General features: G+C 35.9%; 11 protein-coding genes and 3 pseudogenes. 11 read left to right on the top strand and 3 right to left on the bottom strand.

The genetic code is table 11. From position 1 onward, the window contains the following. Nucleotides 1–6: 6 nt before the first annotated feature. Nucleotides 7–444: a MerR family transcriptional regulator gene (locus IGK21_RS08465; protein WP_207494146.1), complete on the bottom strand. Its 438-nt coding sequence runs from the start codon at nt 442–444 to the stop codon at nt 7–9. A 107-nt stretch (nt 445–551) separates the two neighbouring features. Between IGK21_RS08465 and IGK21_RS08460 the strand changes: the two genes are divergently transcribed. The 4 genes and pseudogenes from IGK21_RS08460 to IGK21_RS08445 all read left to right on the top strand — a co-directional run. Beyond that, complete coding sequence (locus tag IGK21_RS08460) at nt 552–1,529, top strand: alpha/beta hydrolase (RefSeq protein ID WP_368016338.1); 978 nt, start codon at nt 552–554, stop codon at nt 1,527–1,529. A 49-nt stretch (nt 1,530–1,578) separates the two neighbouring features. Further along, a complete protein-coding gene (locus IGK21_RS08455; protein WP_368016337.1) occupies nt 1,579–2,319 on the top strand; it encodes a carboxymuconolactone decarboxylase family protein in 741 nt (246 codons plus the stop codon). Between the two features lie 11 nt (nt 2,320–2,330). Beyond that, a complete protein-coding gene (locus IGK21_RS08450; protein WP_438719214.1) occupies nt 2,331–2,915 on the top strand; it encodes an acyltransferase in 585 nt (194 codons plus the stop codon). A gap of 351 nt (nt 2,916–3,266) precedes the next feature. After that, nucleotides 3,267–3,521, top strand: a pseudogene (locus IGK21_RS08445) (hypothetical protein); the annotation flags it as partial. 145 nt (nt 3,522–3,666) lie between these two features. Here IGK21_RS08445 and IGK21_RS08440 read toward each other — a convergent pair. Then, nucleotides 3,667–4,053 (bottom strand): hypothetical protein, encoded by a 387-nt coding sequence (locus IGK21_RS08440; protein ID WP_207413709.1) that lies wholly within the window; start codon nt 4,051–4,053, stop codon nt 3,667–3,669. A gap of 67 nt (nt 4,054–4,120) precedes the next feature. Between IGK21_RS08440 and IGK21_RS08435 the strand changes: the two genes are divergently transcribed. The 4 genes and pseudogenes from IGK21_RS08435 to IGK21_RS08420 all read left to right on the top strand — a co-directional run. Next, nucleotides 4,121–4,741 (top strand): VanZ family protein, encoded by a 621-nt coding sequence (locus IGK21_RS08435; RefSeq protein ID WP_438719212.1) that lies wholly within the window; start codon nt 4,121–4,123, stop codon nt 4,739–4,741. A gap of 212 nt (nt 4,742–4,953) precedes the next feature. Next, a complete protein-coding gene (locus tag IGK21_RS08430; RefSeq protein ID WP_207413714.1) occupies nt 4,954–5,202 on the top strand; it encodes a hypothetical protein in 249 nt (82 codons plus the stop codon). Between the two features lie 546 nt (nt 5,203–5,748). Then, nucleotides 5,749–9,246, top strand: coding sequence for an immunoglobulin-like domain-containing protein (locus tag IGK21_RS08425; RefSeq protein WP_438719210.1), 3,498 nt, complete (start codon nt 5,749–5,751; stop codon nt 9,244–9,246). 121 nt (nt 9,247–9,367) lie between these two features. Further along, nucleotides 9,368–9,511 (top strand): annotated as a pseudogene (locus IGK21_RS08420) (WXG100 family type VII secretion target); the annotation flags it as partial. 89 nt (nt 9,512–9,600) lie between these two features. Here IGK21_RS08420 and IGK21_RS08415 read toward each other — a convergent pair. After that, nucleotides 9,601–10,463 (bottom strand): annotated as a pseudogene (locus IGK21_RS08415) (transposase). Nucleotides 10,464–10,714: 251 nt separating this feature from the next. On the opposite strand from IGK21_RS08415, the gene IGK21_RS08410 reads away from it, so the two are divergent. Genes IGK21_RS08410 through IGK21_RS08400 form a run of 3 tightly spaced genes read left to right on the top strand, consistent with a single transcriptional unit; the run spans nt 10,715 to nt 12,088 of the window. Continuing rightward, nucleotides 10,715–11,119, top strand: a complete 405-nt coding sequence (locus IGK21_RS08410; protein WP_010737892.1) for a MarR family winged helix-turn-helix transcriptional regulator — start codon at nt 10,715–10,717, stop codon at nt 11,117–11,119. Nucleotides 11,120–11,146: 27 nt separating this feature from the next. Continuing rightward, entirely contained in the window at nt 11,147–11,785 is a 639-nt protein-coding gene (locus tag IGK21_RS08405) for a nitroreductase family protein (protein WP_010718426.1), read from the top strand. 15 nt (nt 11,786–11,800) lie between these two features. Further along, entirely contained in the window at nt 11,801–12,088 is a 288-nt protein-coding gene (locus tag IGK21_RS08400; protein WP_010718425.1) for a putative quinol monooxygenase, read from the top strand. Nucleotides 12,089–12,178: the final 90 nt, after the last annotated feature.

The following is a 12,178-nucleotide window of genomic DNA, read 5'->3' as shown; positions in this document are numbered from 1 at the left end:
ACTTTCTTAATGTGAGTTGTCATAACTGATCTTGACCTCTTGAGGTAAGTCATCAGGAATTTGTGCTTGAACAGCGTTCTCATCCCCTTGTTTAATTGCCTCATCGTAGTACCAGCATTTGAATTTAATCATATCAAGCACTTTTTGCATCTGCTGAATTTCATTTTCAATCGTTGCTTTTTGACGTTCAAATAACTCTTTTCGCGTCTCAAAGGTTTCAGCTCCGAGTTTTGTCCACTCCATAAATTGTTTGATATCCTTTATTTCTAGTCCGGATTTTTTCAAACAGTCAATGACACGTAGTGCTTCAATTTCATTTTCCGAAAATTTGCGGATTCCTGAAACTCGTTCGATTGTGGGGAATAATCCTTCTCTATCATAGTAACGAAGTGTAGAAATAGGAATATTGAACATTTTTGATATTTCACCAATTGAATAAGTCATAATACCTCCAAAATAATTTCAATGTAGTCCTTGACCTAAAGTCAAGTTTAGGTAGTAGGATTATATTACCTTACAAATGCAATGTCAATTTCAAGGAGGAAATCAACATGAAAGAAGAATTGAACATCACTCAAGAATGGGATAAAGTTTTCCCTCAAAGTAGTCAAGTAAATCATCGCAAAGTAACCTTCCCTAATCGCTTTGGGATTACATTGGTTGCTGATTTGTATGAACCCAAAGTCCAAACAGGTAAGCTTCCGGCGATTGCAATTAGTGGGCCATTTGGTGCAGTCAAAGAACAATCATCAGGTCTTTATGCTCAAACGATGGCTGAACGAGGATTTTTAACAATTGCTTTCGATCCATCATTTACTGGAGAAAGCGGTGGCTTCCCTCGCAACGTTGCATCAGGTGATATTAATACGGAGGACTTTCAAGCAGCAGTTGATTTCTTATCTGTACAAGAAAATGTTGACCCAGAAAAGATTGGTTTGATTGGTATCTGCGGCTGGGGTGGCATGGCACTCAACGCAGCAGCAATTGATACCCGAGTGAAAGCTACAGTTGCTTCAACGATGTATGATATGTCCCGAGTGACTGCTAATGGTTATTTTGACTCAGTTGATGCCGATGGACGATATAAACTCCGTCAACAACTCAATGCCCAACGCATCGAAGATTTCAAAAATGGAGATTTTGCTCGAGCAGGTGGTGTCGTAGAGCCATTGCCAGAGGATGCACCTTACTTCGTCAAAGATTATTTTGACTACTATAAAACAGATCGCGGCTATCACAAACGCTCATTGAACTCGAATGAAGGTTGGAATGTCACATCTTCGCTTTCATTGCTGAATACCAAGTTGTTAGCCTACAGTGATGAAATCCGTAACGCTGTGTTAATTATCCATGGTGAGAAAGCTCACTCACGCTATTTTGGAGAGGATGCTTTCAAGAAGTTGCAAGGCGGTAACAAGGAATTGATGATTATTCCGGGAGCATCACATACTGACCTTTATGATCAGGTGGGCATTATCCCATTTGACAAAATGACTGAATTCTTTAACCAATATTTGAAAGTGAGATAGAATAAAGGTAAATAGGTAAGGGCGTAAAAAAGAATGGAGGGAACGATAAGTGGTTGAAAAACAAACGGCAGGAAGAGATGCTTTAAGTGAATTTGCACCAAAATTTGCAGAATTGAATGATGATGTATTGTTTGGAGAAGTTTGGTCGAGAGAGGATAAGCTTTCCTTAAAGACTCGGTCCATTGTAACGATTACGTCCCTGATTTCTAAAGGGATTGTCGATTCATCTTTGATTTATCACTTGGAAACAGCTCGGAAAAATGGTGTGACACAAACAGAAATGGCTGAGATTTTAACCCACCTTGCTTTTTATGCAGGGTGGCCTAATGCTTGGGCAGCCTTTCGCTTGGCAAAAGAAGTCTATGCGGATGATTTGAATGAAGAAGAGCACGGTGGCTTTTTTGGACAAGGCAAACCTAATACGGCTTATGCGCAATATTTCATTGGTCAAAGCTATTTGAAGACACTGACTAATCCTGAAGAGACAGTTTTTATCGCCAATGTTACATTTGAGCCTGCTTGTCGCAATAATTGGCATATCCATCATGCCAAATCTGGTGGAGGTCAAATCTTGATTTGTGTAGATGGTGAAGGTTGGTATCAAGAAGAAGGGAAACTTGCTCAAAGTTTGAAACCAGGAGATGTTGTGACAATTCCGGCAGGTGTCAAACATTGGCATGGTGCTAAGAAAGACTCTTGGTTTAGTCATCTAGCTGTTGAAGTACCTGGTGATGAAACATCAAATGAGTGGCTGGAACCGGTAACTGACGAAATGTATGACAACCTTTAGGAGTGATTTAATTGGAAGTTAGAATTCAGGATATCATTCAAGCATATGGAACTAAGGATGAGACCTCACCAAATATAGCAGCATATGCGAATGAGCTGTATCAAGAAGCAATCAAAATTGGCATGGAAATGAATACCACATACCATACGCCGGAAGAACTTCGTGAGATTATGAGTCGCTTAATCGGAAAAGAAATAGATGAAAGTTTTCGAGTTTTCCCACCGTTCTATACAGATTTTGGGAAAAATATCACGCTTGGTAAGAATGTCTTTATCAACTCTGGAACTCATTTTCAAGACCAAGGAGGCATTGTGATAGGAGATGGTGCCTTCATAGGGCACAACGTGGTGCTCGCTACAATCAATCACGACTTATACCCCAAGAATAATCGCAAAAACCATTATGCGCCCATTGTTTTGAAGGATAATGTCTGGATTGGTTCAAACGCTACGATTACTTCTGGTGTGACAATTGGCGAGTGGTCAATAGTCGCAGCAGGTGCAGTCGTAACAAAAGATGTGACACCATGTAGTGTTGTTGGTGGTGTACCTGCAAGAGTCTTAAAGACAATTGATCCAGAGGGAGACAACGACTAATAAACCAAAAAGGAATCGACCTTACATCCTCGCATGCAGGAACGATTCCTTTTTTCGTACTCAGAAATACGCATCAACCCACAACCATCGCTAAACTTTTACAAACTCCCTATCACTTTGTAAAAGTGCAACAAGACAAAATGTAATTGTATTGCTAAGAACGTCTAAATAGAAGCACTGTTTATATGAACCGTACGCACAGTATTGTTGGGATATGCTACTAATGGCTCTTTTTTTACATGATTCAGACAATAGAATATTACTTACGATGAATATACCTGACTATAATAGGTGATCTTTAAATTGAATAATTGTAATGAAGTTTTGGACAAACTTTAATTCGATTTGACAATCTTGGAATACAAATGGGCAGATTTAGGGGTTGATATCAAGTTAGAAGATTTTTCTGATTATGAAGCTATCACAACTATCATTAAAATCACAAAAGTAAATTTCCGACTTATTCATCGTTTGGTTGCACAGATTGATCGTATTTTAAGAATCAATCAAATGGATAAAATTACTATAGAAGTTGTGGAGGCAACTAGAGATAGTTTAGTAACAGGTATTAAAAAGCTATCAAGAAAAATTAGTATTCACTTTTGAAATAATTTATAAATCATGCTTATTTGTAAGAATAAAATAAGAGCAATAGGGTATATACTCAAAAAACCAGAGAAATGAACGAAATTCCGTTCTTTCACTGGTCTTTTTTATTTATTTCATGAACTCTTTTATGAAATAAAACCTATTAATAGGTGACACTTCCGTTTATATCAAATGTTTTTGCTCGTTCATTACTTTCGAAACGAAGAAAATATGTTCCAGAAGATAATGAGCTTGTCAAGGTTCCACTACTATTTCCAGAAAAATTCTTAGAAGAAACAACAGATGAACCGATCAAATTCTGTTTTACAATGGCAACATTTAAAATAGTTGATGCCCCAGCACTTCTTCTAGTTTGATTATGTCTTACAGTATGCGAACGCGTACTCGAAGTAGTCCAACTATTTACGGATCTCCATGACCAAATTCCAGTTCCATTATAAGTCATTGCTGTGGTTGCGCTTACAAAAGTTGTAGAAAAGAAACTAAGGATTAAAAGAGTAACTGATAATTTTTTACACATATTTTTCATAATAAATAACTCCTTACGTTTTATTTTGTTATAATAATATTAACAAAATAAAAAGGAGAAGTCTATCATGAATAATAAAAAGAATAAAATTAACATGTTATTTTTTAATGCTGCTTTACTCTGTGTATCGTTTTTATTTTCAAGATGGTTTTATATGAAATATCTTTATTTTTACTCAATCTCTATTTTTCCTTTTAGTGGTGAGGTAGATTTTTGGATACCATTTATTCAGATAATCATTATTACTTTTTTTCTCTATATTTTTTTACTCAGTCTATTTACAAAGAAAATTTATAAGGAAATAATTTTAATATTTTATATCATTTATTTTTTATTATTAACCTACCTACTTCTTTTTAAAAATATTGGCATACAAGGATTAGAAATTAATCCTCTATCATTTATCAAAGATTTCATAAATGGTGACGCTATAATCGTTCTGTTGAATATAATTATGTTTATACCACTTGGTTGGCTGCTACCATTAAATAAAAAAAATTTAGGTATAGTAGTTTTAGGTATTTTTTTAATTGAAGTAGCACAATATATTTTTCATTTAGGAATATTCGATGTGGGAGATATTGTTGCTAATACAGCTGGTTTTGTTGTAGGTACAGTAATAAAAGAATCTGTGATCAATAAACTTTCATACAAAATAGTAACTTTTAATATATATCACAAATCTTAAAAAAATATAGTTATTTTTTTAGATGACAAAACTCTAAATAAATAACGTATTTTAAATAATATATTTATTTTATTTAATAACGATTTATTTAAATGGAAAATAATGAAGGTATTTTAAAATGAAAGCAATAATCCAATGGTCGAACGAATGATAAAAAGTTGAGACAATAGTTTAGTTTAAAAAACTGTAGTAACAGGGGTAGCAGCCGGAATTTGACATTTTTGTTTTGTATTGGTCAATTTCAACAAAACAAAATTTATCACGCCTGGATCGAATTTCAAGACAAAGATTATTGCTTTGATACCACACTGCAAGCTTTTTATCAAAAAGAAAAATATTATGAATATCGAAAAATAAAAAAATTATATACAAGAAAGGTTAATGAAATTATTTTTCTGGCAATCAAATATGAATTATTCGGTTTGTATCCTGAAGATTATGAAATTCTAGACTCGCTTTAGTTAAGCGTTATCCTGTAAATTGAATCTATAGTATAGGAAGCTATGTAAAATGGATCATACGACGATGCTAAAGTCATTTAGAATCAATTAGTTGTATCGTTTAGTCGAACAAGATGAATGAGAAACCCTTAGAGTAGTAAATTTAGTTGAGTAAATAAAAGTCAGACATTTTTGTCTGACTTTTTTCTTTTACCTATTAACCTTTACATAAAGCGTAACATGTAGGTGAAATATTTCTTCAGATGATAAGTAGTAGAAGAAGCTTGATTGATTTCCTCGATCAATGAAAGAAATATATACAAAAAAACGTTATGGTAAACGCTCAAAATTCAAGAATATTAATTGGGAATATTGAGCGTTTATGCTTGCTTAGAACAAGTAAAATAAATGCTGCAGGGGAGATGATCCATACGATTTTGTCAGCTTCGGTAACAAAATGGACATTGGAAAGAGACATCAATTGAAAACAGGGGAAACACCTAAAGCTGATGAAGTGGTATTGACGAGAAAATAATGATCAAAAATAAGAGCAAAAAAGGAGTAAATATGAGTAAGAAAAAATTAACAGCAAAACGTAAAAAACAGCTATTAACGATGTTTGCGGTGGCTGGGGTGATGGGAAATACTGGGATTGCACCAACGATGGCATTAGCGGATACTTTGTCACCAACAGCTGAAACTGCTACTGAACAAACACAGGCGAATGAAGCAAAAGAAGTCATCGATCAAACGATACAAAACGTCACAGATCCGTTAGTAAACCCAACGGATTCAACCACTACAGCTAGTGATTCATTAGCACCAACGGATGAAGCAACGGATGAAACAACGGATGACGCCCAAGAACAAGCAACAGAACAAGAACAAGCAACAGCAGCGACTGCTGAAAGTGAAGGGAATGCAACTAATCCAACAGCTGAAGCGCCAAAAGTAGCGCAAAAAGCGAACGTGGCAGCAGCTTCTAAGATAACTGGCACGTGGGGTACCAGTCCGTATACTTTTGATGAAAACACAGGAGTATTGACAATCGGAGCAGGCGAATTAAGTGGCTATGAAGAATCACCATGGAACAGCGGAACAGTGGATCTTGAAGCAATCAAGAAAATTGTTTTGTCTGGAAAAGTAGTGGCTCCAGAAAATTCAAACTACTTATTTAGTACAAGTACCGGTGGTAAGGATCTTACGAATGTAACTGAAATCGAAGGGTTAAGTCAACTGGATACCAGTAACGTAACAACTATGAGTCATATGTTTTACGGTATGAGTAGCGTAACAAGTCTAGATTTAAGCAACTTTGACACTAGCAAAGTAACATCTATGTATAATATGTGTACTGGTACTCCACTTAAGAAATTAACACTAGGAGACACATTTAAATTTGTTAATGGACAAGGAGGTCTTACTTCTGCTTGGAAGCGAGAAGATGGCAAAGGGACGTTTTATTCAGCAGCAGATTTCATGAAAAACTATGGCACTGGTGATTTGACTGCTGGCACGTACGTTTCTGCTACAGGATGGTGGGGTACCAGTCCGTATAATTTTGATAAAAACACAGGGACATTGACGATCGAAGCAGGCGAATTAAGTGGCTATGAAGAATCACCATGGAACAGCAGAACAGTGGATCTTGAAGCAATCAAGAAAATTGTTTTGTCTGGAAAAGTAGTGGCTCCAGAAAATTCAAACTACTTATTTAGTACAAGTACCGGTGGTAAGGATCTTACGAATGTAACTGAAATCGAAGGGTTAAGTCAACTGGATACCAGTAATGTAACAGATATGAGTTATATGTTTTATGGTATGAGCAGTGTAACAAGTCTAGATTTAAGCAACTTTGACACTAGCGAAGTAATAACGATGAATTATATGTTTTATAATACTCCACTTAAGAAATTAACACTAGGAGACACATTTAAATTTGTTAATGGACAAGGAGGTCTTACTTCTGCTTGGAAGCGAGAAGATGGCAAAGGGACGTTTTATTCAGCAAAAGATTTCATGAAAAACTATGGAACGGGTGATTTGACTGCTGGCACGTATGTTTCCGTTAAAACAGACACGTGGGGTACTAGTCTGTATATGTTTGATGAAGATACAGGAACGTTAACAATCGGAGCAGGTGAGTTAAGTAGCTCTGCAGAATCACCATGGAACAGCGACAAGGTAGATGTTAAAGCCATCAAGAAAATTGTCTTGGCTGGAAAAGTAGTTGCTCCAGAAAATGCTAATTTATTATTTACTGGAAGTAGCATTAACCTTACGAATGTAACTGAAATCGAAGGGTTAAGTCAACTGGATACCAGCAACGTAAGAAAGATGGCTTCTATGTTTGACGGTATGAGCAGCGTAACAAGTTTAGATGTAAGTGGTTTTGATACCAGTAACGTAACAACTATGGGTAATATGTTTTACAATATGAAGAGTCTAACAAGTTTAGATTTAAGTAGTTTTGATACCAGTAACGTAACAACTATGAGTAATATGTTTTACGGTATGAGTAACATAACAAGTTTAGATGTAAGTGGTTTTGATACCAGTAACGTAACAGCTATGGGTTCTATGTTTAACGGTATGGGTAGCGTAACAAGTTTAGATGTAAGTGGCTTTGATACCAGTAACGTAACAGCTATGGGTTCTATGTTTAACGGTATGGGTAGCGTAACAAGTTTAGATGTAAGTGGCTTTGACACTAGCAAAGTAACAGATATGACTTCTATGTTTAAAGGCATGAGCAGCGTAACAAGTCTAGATGTAAGTGGTTTTGATACTAGTAACGTAACAACTATGCAGGATATGTTTAAGGACACACCTCTTGCTAAATTAACACTAGGCGATCACTTTAAAGCGGTTGGAGACACTGGTTTATCAGCACCGAAAGCATTGAACGATGGAGATCAGCTGACAGGAAATTGGATTCGTGAAGATGGTCAGTCCAAAGGCTATTCACCTGCTGACTTTATGACAAATTACGGAACTGGGGATTTAACGGCAGGAACTTATGTGGCAGAACAAGTGAAAAGTGAGTTGAAACCACAAGAATATCATGTAGGAGATGTCAATATTACTGGAACCTACACAGGGGATATGTCTCTCGGACGATTAACCGTTAATGGCAAAGTTGTTAGCTGGGGCGGTAGCTTCAAAGATGGTCAGTTCAGCTATTATGTCGGTGTTGGAAAATTAAAAGTCGGCGACAAAATCGTATTAGATGGCTACAACAAAGAGAAGGAATTGATAGATTCCAAAGAGATTGAAGTGATTTCCGAATCTTCAGGATCAATTGATCAGGTGGACACTTATAAGCTAGGTGATTCAACCATTACTGGAACTTACACGGGGGATATCCATAAAGGAAAACTAGTAGTGAATGGGGAAGTAATCAGCTGGGGCGGAACCTATAAAGATGGTAAGTTTAGCTATTATGTGAACTCTCAAATCATCAAAGCAGGAGATCAAGCAACGATTCAAGGCTACGATAAATTTGATACACCACTAGGGGACCCACAACCAGTGACTATAGGAGAACAACTGGGTCAATTAACAGAAGCCCATCGTGTGGGAATCAGTACAGTGATCGAAGGAAACTACACAGGCGATGTTTACCAAGGAATCTTGTTGGTCAATGGCGAAAAAGTTAGTCAAGGCGGCAGCTTCAAAGATGGCAAGTTCAGTTATTATGTAGGAAACCTCAAAGTGTCAGAAGATGATCAAGTAGTCTTGATGGGTGCCAACAATCGAGGACAGCAAATTCCAGGATCAGAGATTGATGTCACTATTCAAACACCAACAGCTGAAATCAACGAATTGACTTATAAACTTGGCACACAAACGATCAAAGGAGCCTATGGTTCTGATACCCAAGTTCACCAAGGGCACTTGTTTGTCAATGGTAAACTGATCAGTAAAGGTGGGAGCTTTAAGGATGGGGCAATCAGTTATTATGTGAAGCCAGATCTAATCAAAGCTGATGACCAAGTGACAATGAATTTCTATGATGGCAGTGGCAACTTATTGGCTGAAAACCAAACAGTTTCTGTAAACTAAGGAAAAATAAATTTATGTAAGGATAGAATTGTTTTATTCCCATTTTTTTAAAAACTCAAAAAAGATTAGAATAAAACACGAAAACTGAATCAAATACATTCGTTATTTATAGTAAAGTTAAGCTTATCTAGAACAATATAATCAATTAGAAGGTAATGTCAAACAGCTGGAACAATTATTGGAAAGTATTAACCAACAATTGAACAAATATGCAGAGACTGTAGCAGAACGTGACCGTCAAGATGCGGGATCTTTCGGATTCTAATTAGTAAAGGCTCTTTGTCAAATGATGTTGGTAAAGAGAAATCTTAGAATAATTTGGGCAGAAAGAAGAAAAACTTCTTTCTGTTCTTTTTATTTGGTTAAAATGGTTTTACCGTGTCGAATCATGATCCGACGTTTGAAATGATAAAAATTTCGAAACCCATAAGCATTGCATTTTAATACTTTAATAGGGTTGTTTAAACATTCTAGTGGTCCGTTTGAATAACTGTAGCGGAGGGCATTTCGGATCTGTGGCAGAAACTTTTTAAATGTTCGCAAAGTTGTCGCATAAGTTTCAGGTAGCTGGCTGACTTCTCTGGATACACAGTCCTCAAATAGTGAATGATCTCTTTTCTTTACTGCATAAAGAAAAACTTGGTATAACTGATAGCCTTGTCGTAGATTGGTACAAGTAGCTAACAATCGGTCGACAATCTCACTTTCAGTTAAGTAATCTTTGAAACTGGCACGCCAAACCCGTTTTTCATAGTTCAACTTTGCTTCTTCTTTTTGTAGGAGTTTCCAATAACGTTTCATTTTTTTACCAAGCCCACGTTGGTATTGAGAAGTACTTTTAAGTCGTGCATTGGTTTCCTTCACTCGGTGGTTTAAAAAAGTTTTTCCTATATGTTGGACAATATGGAAACGATCAATAATCAACTGAGCATTGGGAAAAGCTTTTTAACCAATGAAACATAAGGCGCATACCTATCAATAACAATGAATTCAACAGCTTTTCGAGTCGCTAAGGACAATCGAGAAAACAGCTTTCTAAATAAGGCAATCGTCGGTTTGAGACAATGTGGACACTCTTCGGGCGTGTATTGAAGAGTACCTTTGTAAATCAAGCAAATTTGCCCTTTATATCTTTCTTTGGTTAAACAATTTTCCTCGAAATAGATAGTTAGGTCTAGAATATTTAGGGTATCTTTGATAAGTTGAGTATAAGACATCTTGAATCCTCCTATGAATTGGTTCGTCAAATTAATTCTAAAGGATTTCATGGTGTCTTTTCTATGTTTTTACATCATAAAAAAGACATTGGTGAATTTCACCAACATCAAAAAGTTTAGAGCCAAAAGAGAAAGAGGAATAGCTTTCTCTTTTTTTTTGTTATTCAAACTTTTATGCTTTACAAGTCTCACTAAAACATTTATATTATTGATAAGTCAATAATTGACAAGTCAACGGAAGGAGGATGGAGATGGATTTAAGAAAACTCAGTCAGTTACTCTATAAAATCAAAATTATCAGTCAAGAAGGATCAGCTTTGTTCGAGAAAGAAACTGGATTCAGTTTGACGAGATATGAAATGCTGATGTTTTTATGGGAAAAAGGCAAATGTTTACAAAATCAAATTCAAACAGATCTGAAAATAGACAATGCAGCTATCTCTAGACATTTGAAGATATTGGAAGAAAAAGGCTATGTTTCACGAAAACGCAATCCAGCGAATAATCGTGAAGTATTTGTTCTACTGACGGATACAGCCAAACGAGAACTGGCTAAGTGTGAAAATAATCATCAACAGTCCGCTGACTCTTTGTGCATTTCGTTGACCGATGAAGAAATCACCGAACTAACAAAATTATTGAATAAACTTTATTAACTACATTAGGAGAAAGAAGAGAGAGAAATGAGCAAAGAATTAGTAAACAATGATTTTTCAAGTGTTGTATTTGGAAGAAAATCCGTTCGTGTATATGATGAAACGGTTAAGATTTCTCATGAAGAAATGTTAGAAATGATACAAGAAACAACAACAGCACCATCTTCAGTTAATATGCAACCATGGCGTTTTGTGGTGGCAGAAAGTGAAGAAGCAAAAGCAAAATTGAAACCATTGATCCGTTTTAATACGAGACAAAATGATACTTCATCAGCTATGGTCATGATCTTTGGAGATATGAACTGCTACGAATATGGGGAAGAAATCTATGATCAAGCAGTAGCAGAAGGTAAGATGCCGGCAGAAGTCCGAGACCAACAACTTGCTGCGATCCTTCCTTATTACCAAAACTTTACACGTGAACAAATGAATGACGTTGTGAAAATTGATGCTAGTTTAGCTGCAATGCAATTCATGCTAGTTGCTCGTAGTCACGGCTATGAAACAAATCCAATCGGGGGATTCGAAGCAGACCAATTGGCTGAAGCTTTTGATCTCGACAAAGAACGTTATGTTCCAGTGATGATCTTATCTGTTGGGAAAGCAGTAGAAGAAGGGTATGAATCTGTTCGATTGGCTCCAGAAAAAATTACAACTTTTAAATAAAGCGAGTGTGGAAAAATGATCGTAATTAATGCAAAATTTTCAATCAAACCAGAAAAAAGAAATGAATTTCTTGCGGAAGTCAATGAACTTGTTGCAAGTACAAGAAAAGAAGACGGGTGCTTAAGCTATCAATTGTACGAATCAATCGATATTGAAAATGAATTTGTCATGGTTGAAAATTGGCGTGATCAAGCAGCGATTGAAGGACACAATCAAAGTCCGTTACTTCAACAATTATTTAAAAATATGAGTCAGTATAGTAGTAAGAAGACAGAAATAAATGTTTCTCAAACAGTAAACTAATTTTTTGATTAAAGAAGTTATGTGTTAAATCTATTTTTTAAAATGTATCTAAATAATTTCCAGTTCGTCATGGTAAAATGATTAATCATT

The sequence above is a fragment of the Enterococcus sp. DIV1421a genome (assembly GCF_051711025.1).
Lineage (GTDB): Bacteria > Bacillota > Bacilli > Lactobacillales > Enterococcaceae > Enterococcus_B > Enterococcus_B hirae.
The sequence above is the reverse complement of the archived record's forward strand: the minus strand, read 5'-3'. Positions and strand labels throughout refer to the sequence as shown.